This is a genomic window from Streptomyces sp. NPDC050535 (assembly GCF_044457665.1).
Classification (GTDB): domain Bacteria; phylum Actinomycetota; class Actinomycetes; order Streptomycetales; family Streptomycetaceae; genus Streptomyces.
On record NZ_JBITHE010000026.1, the window covers coordinates 21,353 to 40,680 of the forward strand.

Sequence of the window (19,328 nt, forward strand, 5' to 3'; positions counted from 1 at the left end):
AGCCCCCGATCACGGGGGAACAACCGGGGGCTTCGCGTCTGCGGGGCGACTTCGAACAGTCGCACATTCAGAACGTAAGACCTGTACGGCCCCCCGGTCAAGCCGAGTTGGAGCACTGAAGGAAGTTCTCAGGGAAGGGTCTTCACAAGTTCAGCACACTGCGGGCGGTCCGTCACCGTGAGTGAGTTACGGGCCGGCTGTGAGGGTCACAGCGGGCCCGGGAAGCAACTCGTACCCCTCGAAACACTGCCGTACCAGAAGGTCGGCGAAGGGTCTCGAGGGATCCTCGACGAAGTGCCGGCGCTCGGCGGAGACCCATTCGCCCCAGAACTCGTCCTGCGCCTCGCCGTCCCGCCGCCGCCCACGCGACCATGCCTCCTCTCGCGGCAACTCCATCCACAGCAGTCGCGCGAGATGCGGGCGCAGCTCGCGGCGGCCCGCGCCGACACCCTCCAGCAGGACCACGGGGGCGGGCGGCAGCTCCCGGACCGGACCGAAGGCCCGGGCGATCCAGTCGTACGGGGCGAAGCGCGCCGTCTCGCCGCGCCGCAGCGGGGCGACGACCTGGTCCAGCAGCCGTCCGGTCCAGGCGAAGAGCTCCTCGTGCGTCGCGATGTCGTCGAGGTGCAGTACGGGTGCGCCGCCCAGCTCCCCGGCCAGCCGCTCGGCGAAGGTGGTCTTTCCGGAGCCGGCGTGGCCGTCGACGCCGACCAGGCGGACGGGGCCGCGGGAGGGCGGCAGCCGGAGCAGGTGCGAGGCGAGGCCGCTGATGTCTCGGACGCCTCGAATGCCTTCGATGTCTCGAATGGGGGATCCCGGGAGGGGTGCGGGCGTGCTATTGGCATATTTCTGGGAAAGGACTCTATACCGGGCGGCCTCCCCGTGTCCGGGCCGCCGCGTTCCCGTGGTGTCAATGGACCTGACCAATATTGGTGGGCGCCGCGAGGCCCGAAGTGCTGGCAGAAGCCTGTGGGGGCATCCATAGTTGGCGCACACCCGCGCATCGGACTTGCCCGTTTCGGATCGGACACCCGGGGGACACCCTTCCATGCCCAGAGCTGAACAGCCGTCCCGTAGAACCGTCCTGACCGCTGCCATGGCCGCGGCCGCGGCGGGCGGTGTGAGTACGGCCGCCGCCGCGGACTCACCCGCGCGCTCGGCGCGCGCCCGGTCGAAGGCGTCGTCGGCCCCCCCGTCGAAGGCGCCGTCGGGCCTGGTGGACAACCGCGCCTGGATCTCGTACTCCGACTGGCGCGGCGGCACCGCGAAGGGCACGAGGGCCGTGCCGGGCGTCCGTCCCGGCGTGGTGATCGCGACCGCGGCGGGTACCAGGACGTACACCGACCCGCACACCAACCGAACCGCCCTGTGGGAGTACGCGACCTGGACCTCCCCGGTCCACGAGCTCGCCGTTCCCGCCACCGAGGCCGTCGCCTCCTGGAACGCGGACACCCCGGCCGGAACCTGGATCCAGGTCGAGCTGACCGGCACGTACTCGGACGGCACCGCCGCCCCCTGGTACGTGCTGGGCCGCTGGGCGGCGGGTGACCAGGACATCAGGCGGACCTCCGTCGACGACCAGAGCGACGGCAAGAGCAGCGTCTGGACCGACACCTTCGCCATCGACGACGCCGCCTCGGGCCTGCGCCTGGACTCCTACCGGCTGCGGCTCACGCTGTACCGCGCCCCCGGCACCAGGGTCACGCCCACGGTGTGGCGCCTGGGCGTGATGGGCTCCGACGTTCCGGACCGTTTCACCGTCCCGGCCTCCACACCCGGCCTCGCCCAGGAGCTGAAGGTCCCGCGCTACTCGCAGGAGACCCACGCGGGCCAGTACCCGCAGTACGACAACGGCGGCGAGGCCTGGTGCAGCCCCACCTCCTCGCAGATGATCATCGAGTACTGGGGCCGCAAACCGACGGCGGACCAACTCGCCTGGGTGGACCCGGACTTCACGGACCCGCAGGTGTGCCACGCGGCCCGCTACACCTACGACTACCAATACGGCGGCTGCGGCAACTGGCCCTTCAACTCCGCCTACGCGGCGACGTACAAGGACCTCCAGGGCGTGGTGACCCGGCTCGGCTCGCTCACCGAGCTGGAGACGCTGATCGCCGCCGGTGTCCCGGCCATCACGTCCCAGTCGTTCCTCGCGTCCGAGCTGACGGGGGCGGGGTACGGCACCTCGGGCCACCTCATGACCGTCATCGGATTCACCGCCGACGGCGACGTGATCGCGAACGACCCGGCGTCGCCCAGCGACAGCGCGGTGCGCCGCGTCTACCCGCGGCGCCAGTTCGAGAACATCTGGCTGCGCACGAAGCGGTACAACGCCGCCGGGAACGTCTCCTCGGGCAGCGGCGGCATCTGCTACCTGTACTTCCCGGCACAGCCGACGCTGCGGCAGCGCGCGGCCCTGATGGCGGTGGGCGTCCGCTGAGGAAGGGGGGCGGGCGGCCCCGAGGAGGGGCCGCCCGCTTGCTCAGCCCTGGACCGGACCGACCACCCAGTCGGGGTGGTCGGGCATCGGCGGCGTCCTCGCGCCGTACAGCCACGGGTGCAGGAAGCCGGCCAGGTCCTCGCCCGCGACCTTCGAGGCCAGGCCGACGAAGTCCCGCGTACTCGCCGTCATCCCGCGGTACTCGGTGACCCAGGCGCGCTCGATCTTCCCGAAGGTCCGCGGGCCGACCCGCTCGCGCAGCGCGTAGAGGACGAGCGTCGAACCGTCGTACCGCATCCGCTTGAAGAGGTTCGGCTCGGTCGGCTCGGCCGGGGCTCCGTAGTCGTGGCGCCACTGGTCATGGCTCTCGTACGCGGTCTTCATGGTGCCCTCGAAGCTCACGCCGCCGTGCTCCTCCGAGTACAGCCGCTCGTAGAAACGTGCGTGGCCCTCGCTCAGCCACAGGTCGGACCAGGTCTCCATGCCCACGCTGTCGCCGGTCCACTGGTGGGCGAGCTCGTGCACCAGGTTCCGTTCGGCGGTCACCCGGTCGCCCAGGAGGTCGGCCTTCGGGACCAGGGAGAGCGTCTGCGTCTCCAGGGCGACGGCCAGGTCGGTGTCGCCGACGAGGACGCCGTACCGGTTGAACGGGTAGGGGCCGAGCCGCTCCTCCAGCCAGGCGATGTGGTCCGCGGTGAGCTTGCGGTACTGCTCGGTCGGCGCCACCAGGCCGTCCGGGACCACATCGCGGATCGGCAGCCCGCGCGGGCCGGTGCTGTCGACGAAGGTGAACCTGCCGATCGCCAGCTGCGCGAGCTGCGCCGCCACCGGCTGCTCGGAGTCGTACGTCCACCGCACCCGCCCGTCGGCCCGCTCGGTGCGGTCGGTGAGTCTGCCGTTGGCCACGGCGGAGAGGCCGGCCGGGGTTGTGACACGGAAGGTGATCGGCGCCCGCCTGCTCGGGTGGTCGTTCGACGGGAAGATCATCTTGGCGCCGTCGGGCTGCGGATAGAGCACCGTGCCGTCGGGCGTCGGAATCCAGCCGTAGTCCTCGATGGCGTCGTCGCGGTGGCGGATCTGGTTCGGGTCGGCGGTGTCGGTGACCTTGACCGTGAAGGCCTTGCCCCGGGCGAGGGCGTTCGCGGGTGTGACGACCAGTTCGTCACCGTCGCGCACGGTCGTGGCTGTCCGGCCGTTCACGGTCACCGTGTGCAGGGTGTTGCCCGCGAAGTCCAGGTTGAAGCGGGACAGCGACTGCGTAGCGGTGGCCCTGATGGTCGTCGAGGCCTCGAAGGGTGTCCTCGGCGCCTGCCAGTCGAAGTCGAGGGTGTAGCGGCTCACCTGGTAGCCGCCGTTGCCGTCGAGCGGGAAGACCGGGTCGCCGAGCCCTGCCGCGCCGGGGGACGGGGCGCCGGAACCGGTGGCAGCGGCTTGTGAGACCGGGCCCGTCAAGGCGGCGGCCACGGTGATCGCGGTCGCGAGGACGAGGCGGGCGTGGCGGCGTGGCGTCCGGAAAGTAACCATCGAGCGCCTTTCGGTCGGCTGATCACTGGCCTGTGAGGAGACGCACACCCCGTGGGCACCGTTGCGGGAGGCAGAGGCTTTCGAAGGTGATCGAAGTGTCCGGCGTGACCAAGGTCTCCACCGCCGAAGCCGTTTCCGGTGGCAAAGTGGTCGAGTCGGTGGGGAGCCGACGGGAGGCGGGGGAGTCCACCGCACCACTACGTCAGCGAGATGCCATGACCGCGACCTCAGCCACCGCCACCCGAGTCCGCGCCCGTACCGGCGGTCCCGAGGACGACGGCCCCAGGATTCTGGAACACGTCGCGGGCTGGACGTTCGTCCTGGTGCTTGCCATGCTCGTCACCCAGCTCGGCCTGCTGTGAGCTGATGCGGCGGACGCTCCCGCCGGCGCCCCGGCGGACGCCCGTCGCGGTTGACGAAGGCCGAACGAGCAGGTGGTGCCTGTCTGCCATACTGCGGGATGTCCCGTCGGCAGCCGGAGACCAGGACCGAAATTGAATAGCAGTCAACAGCGTGCCGTCGAGCCTCTCCGGGCTCGCGGCACCGATCGCTCACTGGCGCGCCGCGCCGAACTCATCGTCATCGGGCGGAAGTTGTTCGCCGACACGTCCTACGACGCGCTGTCGATGGACGACATCGCGCGGCACGCGCATGTCGCCAAGGGGCTGATCTACTACTACTTCAAGTCCAAGCGCGGCTACTACCTCGCGATCATCGAGGACTCGGTGACCGAACTGGTCTCCCGGGCGGCGAGCGGCCTCGAACTCCCCCCGGCGCAGCGGGTGCACCGCACCATCGACGGCTACCTGCGCTACGCCGAGCACAACCAGTCCGCGTACCGCACGATCATCAGCGGCGGAGTCGGCTTCGACGCCGAGGTGCACGCCATCCGGGACGGCGTACGCGAGGTCATCGTCGAGACCATCGCCGAAGGGGCGTACGGGCGGCGCAAGATCGCGCCGCTGCCGCGAATGGCCCTGCTCGGCTGGCTCTACAGCGTCGAGGGGGCGACCCTCGACTGGATCGCCCACCAGGACCAGGTGCTGCCGCGCGACACCATGCGCGAGCTGTTGGTGAAGATGCTGGGTGGTGCCATGCGGGCCGTCGAGGAGCTGGATCCCTCGTACGCGGCCCCGCCACCCGCACGCCGGGACACCTGAGCAAGAGGCGGGAGCCGCCGGACTCCCGCCTCGAGTGACAGCCTCGTGAGGCTAGTTGATCGACCTGATCAGTTCGCCGTTCGTGGTGTCACCGCTCAGCTCCCAGAAGAAGGTGCCTCCCAGGCCCTGCGCGTTCTTGTACGCCATCTTGCTCGAGATGGTCGACGGGGTGTCGTAACTCCACCAGTTCGTACCGCACTTGGCGTACGCCGTGCCGGCGACCGTACCCGTCGCCGGGCACTTCGTCTTGAGCACCTTGTAGTCCTCGATGCCCGCCTCGTACGTACCCGCCGCCGCGCCGGTCGCGGTGCCGCCGGGCGCCGCCTGGGTGACGCCGGTCCAGCCGCGCCCGTAGAAGCCGATGCCCAGCAACAGCTTCGAGGCCGGGATGCCGAGGCCCTTGAGCTTCGCGATCGTCGCGTCGGTGTAGTAACCGGCCCGCGGTATACCGGAGTACGAGGTCAGCGGCGAGTGCGGAGCCGTCGGTCCCGCCGCGTCCCAGGCGCCGAAGAAGTCGTACGTCATCGGGTTGTACCAGTCGACGTACTGTGCGGCGCCCGCGTAGTTCGCCGCGTCGATCTTGCCGCCGCTGGTGGCGTCGGCCGTGATCGCCGAGGTGACGAGATTGCCGGTGCCGAACTTGGCGCGCAGCGCCGCCATCAGGTTCTTGTAGGCGTCCCTGCCGCTGGTGTCACAGTTGAGACCGCACGAGTTGGGGTACTCCCAGTCGATGTCGATGCCGTCGAAGACATCCGCCCACTTGGAGTTCTCGACCAGGTCGTAGCAGGACTGGGCGAACGCGGCCGGGTTCGCGGCGGCCGCGCCGAAGCCGCCGGACCAGGTCCAGCCACCGAAGGACCAGAGGACCTTGAGGTTGGGGTGCTTCTTCTTCAGCTCGCGGAGCTGGTTGAAGTTGCCGCGCAGCGGCTGGTCCCAGGTGTCGGCGACGCCGTCCACGGACTCGGCCGCGGTGTACGTCCGGTCGGTCGCCGCGTACGCGTCGCCCATCGCGCACTTGCCGCCGGTCACGTTGCCGAAGGCGTAGTTGATGTGGGTGAGTTTGGCGCCCGAGCCGGAGGTCTCGATGTTCTTGACGAAGTACTTCCGGTCGTAGGTGCCCCATTCGGTGAAGTAGCCCACGACCTTGGAACCGGCCGCGGCGGCCTGGGCGGTGCCGGCCGGGGATTCCGCCGCGGCGGGGGCCGGCTTGGCCGTGGCGGTGGTCGCGCCCGCCAGGAGGCCCGCGCCGAGAACGGCGCAACAGGCGGCGGACAGGAGCGCCCGGAAGGGGGCGCGGGGAAGGTGCGGTCTGCGCATCGGTGTCTCCTCGTGGGGGAGGGGAGTCCTGGGGGAGGGTGCTGGGACCTGCTGATCGCCGCGGGCACGCATGCCCACTTGGCATGAACGCGGTGAGGCGTGAAGGGAACCCTAGGAGGACTAGACCAGTGCGTCAATGGTTCGGACCAATTTCCCTTTCTTTTAGTAAGCGGTCGTTAACTGGTGACTGGATGCCGCCGATCGGGCATACTCACAGCGCCACCGCCGCTGATCAGCCCCTTCCGTAACCCGGGACGGCAGCATCGGCCGGAGCACGTGAGACCCGCGGGAGCCATCCCACCCAAGGTGAGCGTCCGCCAGTGCCCAACAGGGAGGAGAGCGTCGCCATGCCCGACCGCGCCCCGCAGCCGGTTGACCGTCAGCTGCCCACGGACGAGGCCCGGGATCTGATCTCGCTCGTCCGCGACATCGCGCAGCGCGAGATCGCCCCGCAGGCGGCCGAGCAGGAGGACGCCGGGCACTTCCCGCGCGATGTCTTCCGCCTGCTGTCCGAGTCGGGACTGCTCGGACTGCCCTACGACTCCGAGTACGGCGGCGGCGACCAGCCGTACGAGGTCTACCTCCAGGCACTCGAAGAGCTCGCGGCGGCCCGCCTCACCATCGGCCTCGGCGTCAGCGTGCACTCCCTCGCCTGCCACGCCCTCGCGAACTACGGCACCAAGGAGCAGCGTGCCGAGCACCTGCCCGCGATGCTGGGCGGCGATCTCCTCGGCGCGTACTGCCTCTCCGAACCGTCCTCGGGCTCGGACGCCGCGTCCCTCCGTACGAAAGCCGTTCGGGACGATGGGGGGGACTGGGCGATCACGGGCACCAAGGCCTGGATCACCCACGGCGGAGTGGCCGACTTCTACACCGTGCTCGCGCGCAGCGGCGGCGAGGGCGCCCGGGGCATCACGGCCTTCCTGGTGCCCGGTGACGCGGAGGGCGTGAACGCCGGGCCGCCCGAGAAGAAGATGGGCATGAAGGGTTCGCCCACCGCGCAGGTCCACTTCGACGGCGTACGGGTGTCCGACGACCGGCGGATCGGCGAGGAGGGCCAGGGTTTCGCGATCGCCCTGTCCGCGCTGGACTCCGGGCGGCTTGGCATCGCGGCCTGCGCGATCGGCGTGGCCCAGGCGGCCCTCGACCAGGCAGTGGCCTACGCCACCGGCAGGCAGCAGTTCGGGCGGCCGATCTCGGACTTCCAGGGACTGCGCTTCATGCTCGCGGACATGGCGACGCAGATCGAGGCGGGCCGGGCGCTCTACCTCGCCGCCGCCCGGCTGCGCGACGCGGGCCGGCCGTTCTCCAAGCAGGCGGCCATGGCCAAACTCCTGTGCACGGACGCCGCGATGAAGGTCACCACGGACGCCGTCCAGGTTCTCGGCGGGTACGGCTACACCGCCGACTTCCCCGTCGAGCGCTATCTGCGCGAGGCCAAGGTCCTCCAGATCGTCGAGGGCACCAATCAGATCCAGCGGATGGTCATCGCCCGTCACCTCGCGGGTCCGGAATCACGCTGAACTGCCCGTGGCCGTACATCGTCGAGGGCGACACCAGCCGGACCCACTCCGGGTCGTGGCGCCCCGGCAGGGTGCGGCCGCGATCGGCCCAGGTGCGGATGAGGGCGCGGTAGATGGGTGGATCCTGGAGCGGCGCCGCCTGAACCGGCTGCCGAACCGATTCTGCGGGAGCCGGTGCGCCGGTTCTGCGCCGACGCCCGGTCGGTGAATATGTGGGGGTCATACCGGGGCAACGCCCGGGTGGGCGGGCAGGTCACCGACCCCCCGAATCGAGAGTGAGTTCGCGGCGGGCCCGGACGGGGCTCCGGGTTCGCGGCGCGACACCTGGCCCATGGCGTCCAACTGACGTAGCGTCAACTGCGCCGCCGGGGGTCGTACCCCTGCGGGCGACGTCAACTGCCGCGCGCCCAGGGAGGCCTGCCGTGCCCGACGACCGCCCCGTTGCCCTCGACGAGTACCCCGTGCACCAGGTGCCCCTGTCCATGAAGCATGTCGCGACCGGGGACCGGAACGCCTACGACCGCTGCATCTTCCACGTCTTCGACCACCGGGGGCGGATGCTCCTGATCGTGGGGCTCGGGGTGTATCCGAACCTCGGGGTGATCGACGCGTACGCCACCCTGCGGGACGGGGACCGACTGCACGCGGTACGGGCGTCGGACGCGCTCGGCGACGACCGCATGAAGCTCGCGGTGGGGCCGCTGCGGATCACGGTGGAGGAGCCGCTGCGGCGGCTGAGGCTCCAACTGGACAGCGAGTCCGTGCCGGCGTCCCCTGCGGGGTCCCTGCTGGGCTCTTCGCCCGGCTCCGTGCAGCGCTCCCCGTCGGACTCCCCGCCGGATCCCGGGCCGGCCGCCCGCCCGGATCCCGGGCCGGAATCTCCGTCGGACTCCCTGTCGTACGACCTCACCTGGACCGCCGACTTCCCGGCCCTGTGGGAGCCGCACCACATCCAGCGCCGCGGCGGCCGGCTCACGCTGGAAGGGCGACGCTTCGTGCAGGCGGGCAGCGTGGAGGGCGTGATCCGCGTCGGCGGGAAGGAGACCCCCGTCCTGGCGGGCGAGTGGACCGGCACCCGCGACCGCAGCTGGGGTGTCCGTCCCGTCCCGGGCGAGGAGGGCGGACGTCTGGCCGAGGAGCACCCGACCGAGGGGTTCCACTGGGTCTGGTGCCCGGTCCGCTTCGAGGACCGGTTCCTGATGGTCGTCATCCAGGAGGACGCCGACGGTCACCGCACCCTCAATGACGCGACCCTCGTGCGCGAAGGGCACCGGGACCTCCAACTCGGCTGGCCCCAGGCCGACATCAGCTACCGGCCCGGCACCCGTCACCCCACGTCCGCCGTCATCCACCTCGCGAGTCCGGCGGACCGCAAGCCCACGGAACTGGCCGTGGAGGTGCTCACCTCCTCCCCGCTGGCCGTCGGCGCCGGCTATCCGCCCGCCGACGACTGGCAGCACGGCACCTGGCGCGGCCACGGCTGGACCGACCGCCGCGTCTACGACCTCTCCGGCCCGGCGGCCCATCCCCTCGCCGCGTACGGGGTGATCGACCACGCCGCACGCTTCACGCTGGACGGCCAGGTCGGGCACGGCATCTTCGAGCACGGCTCGTTCGGCCGCCACGATCCCAGCGGCTTCGCCGGATTCGACGCGGTCGCGGGCTGAAGGGGGGCGGCGAGATGGCCACGGCACCCCGCCCGCGCACGACGACACGCGACGTCCAGGAGCTGACCGGACGGCTGACCGGCTGGCTCGCCGCCCGCCTCCCCGGCGCCAGGGCGGTGAACGTCTCCGTCCCCGAGTCCAACGGCCTGTCCAGCGAAACCCTGCTCTTCGACATCGAGCACCCCGAACCACCGCTGCGCGCATGCGCGTTGAGACTGGCGGCGGACCCGGCGGCGTACACCGTCTTCCCCGTCTACGACATTCCCCGGCAGTACCGCACGATGCGCGTGGTCGCCGAGCACACCGATCTGCCGGTGCCGCACGTGCTGTGGCTGGAGGAGGACGCCGGACCGCTCGGGGCGCCGTTCTTCGTCATGGAGCGAGTCGCCGGACGCGTGCCCCCGGACGTCATGCCCTATACCTACGAGGGGAATTGGCTGCACTCGGCGAGCGACGAGGAGCGCGAGCGCCTGGAGGCGGCGTCCATCGGACTCCTGGCACGGCTGCACGACCAAGTGCCGTTGAAGGAGGCGGACTTCCTGTCCTACGTGGGCGACGGCAGCCCATTGAGCCGCCATGTCGAGACCCAACGTGACTACTACGCATGGGTCGTTGACGGACTGTCATGCTCGCCCCTCATCGAGGGCGCCTTCGACCGCCTGGGCGACCTGTGGCCGCGCGACGAGGGCGAGGCGGTCCTCAACTGGGGCGACGCGCGCATCGGGAACGTCATCTACGACGGTTTCGAACCCGCCGCCGTCCTCGACTGGGAGATGGCCGCGCAGGCCCCGCGCGAGGTCGACCTCGGTTGGACCGTCTATCTGCACCGTTTCTTCCAGGACCTCACCGTGGGCTTCGGCCAGCAGGGGCTGCCCGGCTTCCTGCGCCGCGACCGGGTGGAGCGGCGCTACGCCGAACTCACCGGCCACACACCGCGGGACATGGACTTCTACACGCTGTACGCCGCCCTGCGGCACGCCATCGTGATGCTGCGCATCGCCTACCGTCAGGTGCACTTCGGCGAGATCGCCGTCCCCCCGGATCCGGACACACTGATCCTGCACCACGACAGCCTGCGTGCCATGGTGCAGGGCAGCTACTGGGATTGACGAGGCGTCAGTCGCGGAACACGCGAGGACGGTCAGGCGGCCAGGCGGCGCATCTCGGGCACCCGGATCGGGCGCGAGCTCGCACCACCGACGTGCGAGAACGGCTGGGTCCGCCAGTCGAGACCCTGAGGGAGCGTCAACAGCAGTGCCGTGTCCTGCTCCTGGAGTTCCGTGGTGTCGTCCGCGGGCTGTGCGTCGTCCGCGGCCCGGCCCGTGCCGGTGCAGACCGTGAGCCCGAACGGGTTCCACGGGGAGGCGCACAGCGCGTGCTCGGGCAGGACTTCCTCGTCCGCCAGCAGCGCGATGGGCTGCGCGCAGTCCGGGCAGATCACCCGGTACATCTCGAAGGTGTCGTACGCGTCGAACTCCTCACCGTCCAGGGCGTCCGATTCGACGCCCTCCGGCTCGGGGTCGACGACCGGCTGCTGCCGCTTGGGTGCGGTACGACCAGGGCGCTTAAGACTCTGCATGGGCTTCTCCCCCTCGGGTGGGCCGACAAGGCACTGCGACCTCGACCACAGCAAGCACTTCCCGTCCCGTCTCTGCGGTAATCACGAGAACATCACGCACCCGGTTCCAAGTATGTGGCGTTCGTCACATGCCGCCCGCAGGTGCCCGGCCCGGCGGTTTTGTCCCCGGCCGGCGCACCGCTCGTACCTTGTCACATCACGAACCGGGTATGACCTGCGCCGCTCAGGTATCGGGCGGGATCAAGGGCCCTGTAGGTTCAGCGCCATGGAGGAGCTGGACCGACAGATCGTGCAGCTGCTCGTCGCGGACGGGCGGATGAGTTACACCGACCTGGGCAAGGCCACGGGCCTGTCCACGTCTGCCGTGCACCAGCGGGTACGCCGGCTGGAGCAGCGCGGCGTCATCCGCGGTTATGCCGCGGTGGTCGACCCGGAGTCCGTCGGGCTGCCGCTCACCGCCTTCATCTCGGTGAAGCCCTTCGACCCAAGCGCCCCCGACGACATCGCGGAACGCCTGGCCGACGTCCCCGAGATCGAGGCCTGCCACAGCGTCGCGGGCGACGAGAACTACATCCTCAAGGTGCGGGTCTCCACCCCGCACGAACTGGAGGAGCTCCTCGCCCGGCTGCGCGGCCTCGCGGGAGTGTCGACGCGGACGACGGTCGTGCTGTCGACGCCGTACGAGGCGCGGCCGCCGCGGATCTGACGGCCCCCGGCGCCGGGGGCGTGTGACCAGGGGCGAGACTGTTCCCCATGAGTGAGAGCACCGCCTCGTCGGACACCGTGCTGCTGCGCGGTGGAGAAGTCCACAGTCCCGCGGATCCCTTCGCCACCGCGATGGTCGTCGAACGCGGGCAGGTCGCGTGGGTCGGCTCCGAAGGCGCGGCCGACGCCTTCGCGGACGGGGTCGACGAGGTCGTGGACCTCGAAGGCTCCCTGGTCACCCCGGCGTTCACCGACGCCCACGTGCACACGACCGCCACCGGTCTCGCACTCACCGGCCTGGACCTGTCCGACGCCCCCACCCTGGACGCGGCGCTCGCCCTCGTACAGGACTTCGCAGCCTCCCGCCCCGCCGGCCAGGTCCTCCTCGGCCACGGCTGGGACGCGGCCCGTTGGCCCGGCGGACGTCCTCCGACGCGTGCCGAACTCGACCGGGCGGCCGGCGGGCGCCCGCTGTACCTCTCCCGCATCGACGTGCACTCCGCCGTCGTCACCACCGCGCTCCTGGACCTGGTGCCGGGGGTCACCGACCGCGCCGGATACCAGGACGGCCCGCTGACCCGCGACGCCCACCACGCCGTCCGCGCGGCCGCCCTCGGCGCCGTCACCGGCGAACAGCGCACCCGGGCCCAGCGCGCCGCGCTCGCCCACGCCGCCTCGCTCGGCATCGGCTCCGTCCACGAGTGCGCGGGCCCGGACATCTCCTCCGAGGACGACCTCACCGCGCTGCTGCGGCTCGCCGCCGAGGAGCCCGGCCCCAGGGTGGTCGGCTACTGGGCCGAACAGGATGTCGACAAGGCGCGTGCCCTGGGCGCGATCGGCGCCGCCGGCGACCTCTTCGTGGACGGCTCCCTGGGCTCGTACACCGCCTGCCTCGACCACCCGTACGCCGACGCCGGCCACACCGGCGCCGCCTACCTCGACGCCGCGGCCGTCGCCGCCCATGTGGTCGCGTGCACCGAGGCGGGCCTCCAGGCGGGCTTCCACGCCATCGGGGACGCCGCCGTGGCGTCCGTGGTCGAGGGCGTGCGTTCCGCCGCCGAGAAGGTCGGCCTCGCCCGCGTGCGCGCCGCCAGACACCGCGTCGAGCACGCCGAGATGCTCACCCCCGAGACCGTCGCGGGCTTCGCCGAACTGGGGCTCACCGCCTCCGTACAGCCCGCCTTCGACGCGCTGTGGGGCGGCGAGGACGGCATGTACGCCCGGCGTCTGGGCGCCGAACGGGCCCGCACGCTCAACCCGTTCGCGGCCCTGCTGCGCACCGGCGTGCCGCTCGCCTTCGGCTCGGACAGCCCCGTCACCCCCCTGGACCCGTGGGGCACCGTCCGCGCCGCGGCCTTCCACCGCACGGCCGAGCACCGGGTGTCGGTACGCGCCGCGTTCACGGCGCACACGCGCGGCGGATGGCGGGCGGTCGGACGGGACGACGCGGGTGTCCTGGTGCCGGGCGCACCCGCGGACTACGCGGTGTGGCGTGCCGGGGGCCTCGTCGTGCAGGCCCCCGACGACCGGGTGGCGCGCTGGTCGACCGACCCGCGCTCCGGTACCCCCGGGCTGCCGGATCTGACCCCCGGGAACGACCTCCCGGTCTGCCTGCGCACCGTGGTGGGCGGCAGGACCGTATTCGTACGGCCTAACGAGTGATGTGCCGGGGTGGCGCGGCTCCGATCACCGCCCGCCGTCCCGTCTCGCGACCTGCGCATCCTCCGCACCGACCGGCCTCTTGTGGGGAAACGTGCAGGTCAAACGACTGTTGACAGCTGGCCGCAGGTGACGGGTAGGTTCGGCCGGGTCCACCACCGGACGTCCGACCGGGGTATTTCCGCGCGGCCTCGAAGCGCCGCTGGGTCAGGGGTGATGTGCCGCACCGGCGCACCACCACTGGGAGCCAGGCCCAGCGCTCGCGCAACGAGAGGCGAGGGAAACGTTCCGACAAGTCGGCAGGTGTGACCCGGGTGGGGCCCGGACGTTCAGTAGACAACGGCTTTCGGTCGACCCGCAGCCAGCGGGTCCCTGGTCGGCCCGAAGGGCGCCGGGCCCCGATCCGCAGCACGCGTGCTGCGCCGGGCGGGTTTGGTCCTACCCGCCTCTTGGCCGATCGACACCCCCGTAGTGCCGCCACGGCGTGGCAGTGCAGGTTGCGGCCACTATGGTGGACCCCTGCGTACGTACTCGAAGGGGCAGCAGTGAACGACGGCGACGGGACCCTGGCGGCGGAAGCCCAGGGGAGACAGTTCGGCCCGCTCGGCACGACCTTGGTGATCATCCCGACCTACAACGAGGCGGAGAACATCAAGAAGATCGTCGGCCGGGTGCGCACCGCTGTGCCCGAGGCGCACGTGCTGGTGGCGGACGACAACAGCCCGGACGGCACGGGCAAACTGGCCGACGAACTGGCCGCCGGCGACGAGCAGGTCCAGGTGCTGCACCGCAAGGGCAAGGAAGGCCTGGGCGCCGCCTACCTCGCGGGCTTCCGCTGGGGCATGGAGCACGGCTACGGCGTACTCGTCGAGATGGACGCCGACGGCTCCCACCAGCCCGAGGAACTGCCCCGGCTGCTGACCGCCCTCAAGGGCGCCGACCTCGTGCTCGGCTCGCGCTGGGTGCCGGGCGGGCGGGTCGTGAACTGGCCCAAGTCCCGCGAGTTCATCTCGCGCGGCGGCAGTCTGTACTCCCGCGTGCTGCTCGACGTGCCGATCCGCGACGTCACGGGCGGCTACCGCGCCTTCCGCCGCGAGACCCTCGAAGGCCTCGGTCTCACCGAGGTCGCCTCCCAGGGGTACTGCTTCCAGGTCGACCTGGCCCGGCGCGCCGTGAGGGCGGGCTATCACGTGGTCGAGGTCCCGATCACCTTCGTGGAGCGGGAACTCGGCGACTCCAAGATGAGCCGGGACATCCTGGTGGAGGCCCTGTGGCGGGTCACCACATGGGGTGTGGGGGAGCGGCTCGGGCGGATCACGGGGCGCAAGTCCCTCTGACGTCCCTGGGACCCGACGGCGATCCGGCCGGCGTACGGCTGCCGCGACTGCTCCGGTGCCACCAGTTGCCGCCCTCGGTCCACAGGCTCTGTTGATCATCCCCTTATCCCGTACTGAGCCGTGTCCAGGCACACTGGGAACATGACGACTGGCGCTCCGACTCCCACGTATCCCGCCCGCCCCCGGCGCTCGAGGCTGCGCACCTTCCTGCCCCTCGGCATCGCCGTGTGGCTGGTGCTGGAGATCTGGCTGCTGACCGTGGTCGCGGGGGCGGCGAGCGGCTTCACGGTCCTCCTGCTGCTGATCGCGGGCTTCGTCCTCGGCTCCGTGGTCATCAAGCGGGCCGGGCGCCGCGCCTTCCGCAACCTCAGCGAGACGCTGCAACAGCAGCAGAGCGGGGTGGCGCCCACGAGCGGGACGGGCAGGAGCGACGGCAACGGCCTGATGATGCTCGGCGGCCTCCTCATGATGATCCCCGGCCTGATCTCGGACGCCGTCGGCCTCCTCCTCCTGATCCCGCCGGTCCAGAAGGCCCTCAGCCGCTATGCGGAGCGGACCTTCGAACGCAAGATCTCGGCGGCCGGCGCCGGCACGCTGGGCGACGCCTTCCAGCAGGCCCGTCTGCACCGCCCCGGTGGCAAGGTCGTCCAGGGCGAGGTCATCCGGGACGACACGGGCCCCCGGGACTCAGGGCCGCGCCCGCCGCTGAACGGCTGATCAGGCGCCCCGGGACCGACGCGGGCCCGGGGCCGTTTTTATGGACTCCTGGAGCCGTCACGCCCCTTGGAGTGCCCCGGAACGCACAAAGCCGCGGGCCCCGTACCCTCAGGTACGGTGCCCGCGGCTGCGTGCGTGCGTTGTATGCCGCTCAACCCCCGGAGGGGTTACGCGGACTTGCGGCTGTCCCGGGGATGAACCGCGATGTTCATCGCACCGGAGCGCAGAACCGCCAGACGCTCCTCAAGGACCTCTTCGAGTTCCTCTCGGGTGCGTCGCTCCATCAGCATGTCCCAATGCGTACGCGCGGGCTTGGCCTTCTTTTCCTCAGGGCCGTCGCCGTCCACGAGGAGTGCCTGGGCCCCGCAGACCTTGCACTCCCACTCGGACGGGATCTCCGCCTCCACCGAGAAGGGCATCTCAAAGCGATGTCCCTTCTCGCATGCGTACTCCACGGCCTGGCGCGGGGCCAGGTCGATGCCGCGGTCCGTCTCGTAGCTTGTCACCACGAGGCGCGTACCGCGAAGAGCTCGCTCACTCATGAATCGTGCCTCCCGGGCTTGTCGCCCACAGGACAGGTGTCGCTGTCGTCGTCATCCGGTCAACGTCCGGTCGGCGGTAAAGATTCCCGTTCTGGGTCGTGCGTCGCCGTCTAGCCGCCCCTTGTTGTACCCACAGGCGCCCGCTTTGTCACATCTGCGGGCAGATGTGACCCGGCGTTTCAGTAACTTGACACGCAGTAACGGTACGCCTGGCAGGCCAAACGCGTACACTACCGGCCTTTGGCCTCCGGCGCTAAATCCTGTCGGGTACGGGATTTCCCGCGTCGCGTATCGCCTGCCGCACCGGCACCCTCGCGAGCAGGACGAATCCGATGGCGAAGAAGGCCACCAGCGAGATGATGGCGTCCCGATAACTTCCGGTCAGCTGGTAGGTGAGGCCGAAGAGAAGAGGGCCCAGCCAGCTCATACCGCGGTCGCTCATCTCGTACGCGGAGAAGTACTCGGCCTCCTTGCCGCTCGGCACGAGGTGCGAGAACAGGGAGCGCGACAACGCCTGGCTGCCGCCCAGGACGAGCCCGATACCGGCGGCCAGGACGAAGAACCAGACGGGCGCTCCCGCGGGCAGGAAGTAACCGGCGCCGAGCGTCACGGTCCAGGCGACGAGCGAACCGAGGATCGTACGTTTCGCGCCGTATCTGCGCGCCAGACGGCCCATGCCCAGGGCGCCCCCGACCGCCAGCACCTGCACCAGCAGAACGGCGACGATCAGAGTCGACTGGCCGAGGCCCAGTTCCTCGGATCCGTAGATCGAGGCCTGCGAGATGACCGTCTGGATTCCGTCGTTGTAGACGAGGTAGGCGAGCAGGAAGGAGAGGGTGAGCGGTTTGCCGCGCATGTCGCGCACGGTGGCCGCCAGCTGGCGCCATCCGTGCGTCGGACCCGTCCCGGCCGCTGCGGTGCGGCGGTCGCGCAGGCGCTTGAGCGGTACGAGGGTGAAGGCGCCCCACCAGACACCCGCCGAGGCGAGACAGATCCGCACCGCCGTCGACTCCGAGACACCGAAACCGTCGTGGGCCGTGAACAGGATCAGGTTCGCGACCAGGACGAGTGCGCCCGCCGCGTAGCCGAAGGCCCAGCCCCGCGAGGAGACCGCGTCACGCTCCTCGGGCCGGGCGATCTGCGGGAGGTAGGAGTTGTAGAGGACCATCGACACGGCCACCGAGGCGTTGGCGACGATCAGCAGGAGACCGCCCAGCAGATAGCGGTCGCCGTCCAGGAAGAACATGCCCGTGGTGGCCGCCGCGCCCACGTAGGCGGCGATCGCGAGCAGCGGCTTCTTGCGGCCCGTGCGGTCGGCCGCCGCACCGGCCATCGGCATCACGACGATCGACAGGACGACCGACGCCGAGACCGCGTACGCGAAGAAGGAGCCGGCTCGGACGGGGATCCCCAGGGGATGGACGAAGCCGTCCGCGTCCGCCGCCGCCTTGGCCACCGACGTCAGATAGGGGCCGAGGAACACGGTCAGCACGCTCGTCGAGTAGACAGAGCAAGCCCAGTCGTACATGTACCAGCCGTGTTGCTCGCGCCGCCGCCCGACAGCCTCGTCGGCCGCCTCCGCCCGCACGGTGTCAGTGCCCACCCGTGCTCCTCGCTTCCCCGTGAACCAGCCGCGCCGCAGGGCTCAGACCCAGGTGCCCCGGTCCTCCAGAACCCCGCGCAGCGTGTCGATGTGATCGGTCATGATGCCATCGACTCCCAGGTCCAGGAGCCGGTGCATCCGATCGGCGTCGTTGACCGTCCACACGTGGACCTGCAGCCCACGCGCGTGGGCTGCGCGCAGGAAGCGCCGGTCGACCACGGGCACGCCCGACTGGGACACGGGCACCTGGGCGGCGATCGCCGAACCGCGCACCGCCGCCGGTATGCCGTACGAGCGCAGCCGGAGCCCCAGGACGCCGCGGGTGCCGTACGAGGTGGCCAGGCGCGGTCCGGCAAGCCGCTGGGCGCGGAAGACGCGCGCCTCGGAGAACGAGCCGACGCAGACGCGGTCCCAGGAGTTGGTGCGGCCGATCAGGTTGAGCAGGGGGTGGAGTGCGGGTTCGGCCTTGATGTCGACGTTCCAGCGCACCCCGGGGAAGGTTTCCAGCAACTCCTCGAAGAGGGGCACCGGTTCCCTGCCCGCCACGCGCGCGTGGCGCACGTCCTCCCACGGGAGGTCCGCGATCCGGCCCGCCCCGTCCGTCACCCGGTCCAGGGTCGAGTCGTGGAAGGCGACGAGCTTGCCGTCCGCCGTCGCGTGCACGTCCGTCTCGATGTAGCGGTAGCCCGTCTCCACCGCCCGCCGGAACTGGGTCAGGGTGTTCTCCAGGCCGTCCGCCGCCCCGCCACGGTGTGCGAAGGCGATCGGGCCGGGGTGGTCGAGGTACGGGTGGCGTATACGGGTGCTCACCCGGGCAGTATGGCGCGCTCCGGTTGACCGGCGGCAACCACCGTGCTGCCACCCGGTGCCGTGGGAACGGCGAACACGCGCAGGAACAACTGGGCGAGGGGGCCGATCGCGACCGCGTACAGCACGGTGCCGACGCCGACCGTCCCGCCGAGGGCGAAGCCGGTCACCACGACGGCCACTTCGACGACCGTACGCATCAGCCGGATCGAGCGGCCCGTGCGCTGGTGCAGTCCCGTCATCAGGCCGTCGCGCGGCCCCGGACCGAAGCGCGCGCTGATGTAGAGGCCGGTCGCGGCGCCGTTCAGCACGATGCCCGCCACGAGCAGGGGAATCCGTACGGCCAGGGTGTGCGCTTCGGGCAGCAGGGCAAGCGCGCCGTCCATGGCGATGCCGACGACGAAGACGTTGGAGACCGTGCCCAGGCCCGGGCGCTGGCGGAGCGGGATCCACAGGAGCAGCACCGCCGCGCCCACGAAGATCGACACCACGCCGATGGTCAGGCCGGTCAGCTCGGCGAGACCCTGGTGCAGCACGTTCCAGGGCTCCAGCCCGAGGCCCGACTGCACCAGCATGGCCGAGCTCGCGCCGTACAGCACCAGGCCGGCGTACAGCTGGACGAGCCGGCGCGGGAGCCGCCGTCCGGACTTGGATCCGTTCTCCGAGCGGCTGGACAAGAGGAGCCCCCTGTGGTGGTCGTGGCCTGATGCATGACACTCTGTGGCTTGAGAAGTCATCGTATCCATGG

At 70.8% G+C, this 19,328-nt stretch carries 19 protein-coding genes; 10 read left to right on the plus strand and 9 right to left on the minus strand.

Annotated elements, in window-relative coordinates:
- Nucleotides 1-186 precede the first annotated feature (186 nt).
- A complete protein-coding gene (locus tag ACIBLC_RS36225) occupies nt 187-798 on the minus strand; it encodes a uridine kinase (protein WP_399215741.1) in 612 nt (203 codons plus the stop codon).
- A 250-nt stretch (nt 799-1,048) separates the two neighbouring features.
- Here ACIBLC_RS36225 and ACIBLC_RS36230 point away from each other — a divergent pair, with 250 nt between their 5' ends.
- Entirely contained in the window at nt 1,049-2,440 is a 1,392-nt protein-coding gene (locus ACIBLC_RS36230; RefSeq protein ID WP_399215677.1) for a peptidase C39 family protein, read from the plus strand.
- 42 nt (nt 2,441-2,482) lie between these two features.
- On the opposite strand, the gene ACIBLC_RS36235 is transcribed toward ACIBLC_RS36230, so the two are convergent.
- The gene (locus ACIBLC_RS36235; RefSeq protein ID WP_399215678.1) at nt 2,483-3,964 is read right to left on the minus strand and encodes a M1 family metallopeptidase; all 1,482 of its coding nucleotides are present in this window, start codon (nt 3,962-3,964) and stop codon (nt 2,483-2,485) included.
- Between the two features lie 86 nt (nt 3,965-4,050).
- Here ACIBLC_RS36235 and ACIBLC_RS36240 point away from each other — a divergent pair, with 86 nt between their 5' ends.
- Together ACIBLC_RS36240 and ACIBLC_RS36245 are read left to right on the plus strand one after the other, a co-directional pair.
- Nucleotides 4,051-4,326 (plus strand): SCO1431 family membrane protein, encoded by a 276-nt coding sequence (locus ACIBLC_RS36240; RefSeq protein WP_399215680.1) that lies wholly within the window; start codon nt 4,051-4,053, stop codon nt 4,324-4,326.
- A 132-nt stretch (nt 4,327-4,458) separates the two neighbouring features.
- Nucleotides 4,459-5,124, plus strand: coding sequence for a TetR/AcrR family transcriptional regulator (locus tag ACIBLC_RS36245; protein ID WP_399215681.1), 666 nt, complete (start codon nt 4,459-4,461; stop codon nt 5,122-5,124).
- Between the two features lie 51 nt (nt 5,125-5,175).
- On the opposite strand, the gene ACIBLC_RS36250 is transcribed toward ACIBLC_RS36245, so the two are convergent.
- On the minus strand, nt 5,176-6,441 hold the full coding sequence (locus ACIBLC_RS36250) for a glycoside hydrolase family 18 protein (RefSeq protein ID WP_399215683.1): 1,266 nt from the start codon (nt 6,439-6,441) through the stop codon (nt 5,176-5,178).
- A gap of 347 nt (nt 6,442-6,788) precedes the next feature.
- Between ACIBLC_RS36250 and ACIBLC_RS36255 the strand changes: the two genes are divergently transcribed.
- Nucleotides 6,789-7,964: an acyl-CoA dehydrogenase family protein gene (locus ACIBLC_RS36255; RefSeq protein WP_399215742.1), complete on the plus strand. Its 1,176-nt coding sequence runs from the start codon at nt 6,789-6,791 to the stop codon at nt 7,962-7,964.
- On the opposite strand, the gene ACIBLC_RS36260 is transcribed toward ACIBLC_RS36255, so the two are convergent.
- On the minus strand, nt 7,927-8,187 hold the full coding sequence (locus ACIBLC_RS36260; RefSeq protein WP_399215685.1) for a hypothetical protein: 261 nt from the start codon (nt 8,185-8,187) through the stop codon (nt 7,927-7,929). The two genes, ACIBLC_RS36255 and ACIBLC_RS36260, sit on opposite strands and share 38 nt — an antisense overlap.
- A gap of 199 nt (nt 8,188-8,386) precedes the next feature.
- Here ACIBLC_RS36260 and ACIBLC_RS36265 point away from each other — a divergent pair, with 199 nt between their 5' ends.
- Entirely contained in the window at nt 8,387-9,631 is a 1,245-nt protein-coding gene (locus ACIBLC_RS36265) for a hypothetical protein (RefSeq protein WP_399215686.1), read from the plus strand.
- A 14-nt stretch (nt 9,632-9,645) separates the two neighbouring features.
- Nucleotides 9,646-10,740 carry a phosphotransferase family protein gene (locus tag ACIBLC_RS36270; protein WP_399215687.1) on the plus strand — a complete coding sequence of 365 codons (1,095 nt, stop codon included), beginning with the start codon at nt 9,646-9,648 and terminating at the stop codon, nt 10,738-10,740.
- A gap of 32 nt (nt 10,741-10,772) precedes the next feature.
- Here ACIBLC_RS36270 and ACIBLC_RS36275 read toward each other — a convergent pair whose 3' ends face one another.
- A complete protein-coding gene (locus ACIBLC_RS36275; RefSeq protein ID WP_399215688.1) occupies nt 10,773-11,210 on the minus strand; it encodes a hypothetical protein in 438 nt (145 codons plus the stop codon).
- A gap of 265 nt (nt 11,211-11,475) precedes the next feature.
- On the opposite strand from ACIBLC_RS36275, the gene ACIBLC_RS36280 reads away from it, so the two are divergent.
- The 4 genes from ACIBLC_RS36280 (at nt 11,476) to fxsA (ending at nt 15,628) form a co-directional block, all read left to right on the plus strand.
- A complete protein-coding gene (locus ACIBLC_RS36280) occupies nt 11,476-11,916 on the plus strand; it encodes an Lrp/AsnC family transcriptional regulator (RefSeq protein ID WP_399215690.1) in 441 nt (146 codons plus the stop codon).
- A 47-nt stretch (nt 11,917-11,963) separates the two neighbouring features.
- Nucleotides 11,964-13,577 carry an amidohydrolase gene (locus ACIBLC_RS36285; protein ID WP_399215691.1) on the plus strand — a complete coding sequence of 538 codons (1,614 nt, stop codon included), beginning with the start codon at nt 11,964-11,966 and terminating at the stop codon, nt 13,575-13,577.
- A 542-nt stretch (nt 13,578-14,119) separates the two neighbouring features.
- On the plus strand, nt 14,120-14,911 hold the full coding sequence (locus ACIBLC_RS36290; RefSeq protein ID WP_399215692.1) for a polyprenol monophosphomannose synthase: 792 nt from the start codon (nt 14,120-14,122) through the stop codon (nt 14,909-14,911).
- Nucleotides 14,912-15,052: 141 nt separating this feature from the next.
- On the plus strand, nt 15,053-15,628 hold the full coding sequence (fxsA, locus tag ACIBLC_RS36295) for an FxsA family membrane protein (protein ID WP_399215693.1): 576 nt from the start codon (nt 15,053-15,055) through the stop codon (nt 15,626-15,628).
- A 167-nt stretch (nt 15,629-15,795) separates the two neighbouring features.
- On the opposite strand, the gene ACIBLC_RS36300 is transcribed toward fxsA, so the two are convergent.
- The 4 genes from ACIBLC_RS36300 to ACIBLC_RS36315 form a co-directional block, all read right to left on the minus strand.
- Complete coding sequence (locus tag ACIBLC_RS36300) at nt 15,796-16,170, minus strand: RNA polymerase-binding protein RbpA (RefSeq protein ID WP_164314920.1); 375 nt, start codon at nt 16,168-16,170, stop codon at nt 15,796-15,798.
- Nucleotides 16,171-16,423: 253 nt separating this feature from the next.
- The gene (locus tag ACIBLC_RS36305; protein WP_399215695.1) at nt 16,424-17,773 is read right to left on the minus strand and encodes an MFS transporter; all 1,350 of its coding nucleotides are present in this window, start codon (nt 17,771-17,773) and stop codon (nt 16,424-16,426) included.
- A 42-nt stretch (nt 17,774-17,815) separates the two neighbouring features.
- Complete coding sequence (locus ACIBLC_RS36310) at nt 17,816-18,583, minus strand: glycerophosphodiester phosphodiesterase (protein WP_399215696.1); 768 nt, start codon at nt 18,581-18,583, stop codon at nt 17,816-17,818.
- Nucleotides 18,580-19,326: a YitT family protein gene (locus ACIBLC_RS36315; RefSeq protein WP_399215697.1), complete on the minus strand. Its 747-nt coding sequence runs from the start codon at nt 19,324-19,326 to the stop codon at nt 18,580-18,582. Before ACIBLC_RS36315 ends, ACIBLC_RS36310 begins: the two co-directional genes overlap by 4 nt.
- Between the last annotated feature and the right edge of the window lie 2 nt (nt 19,327-19,328).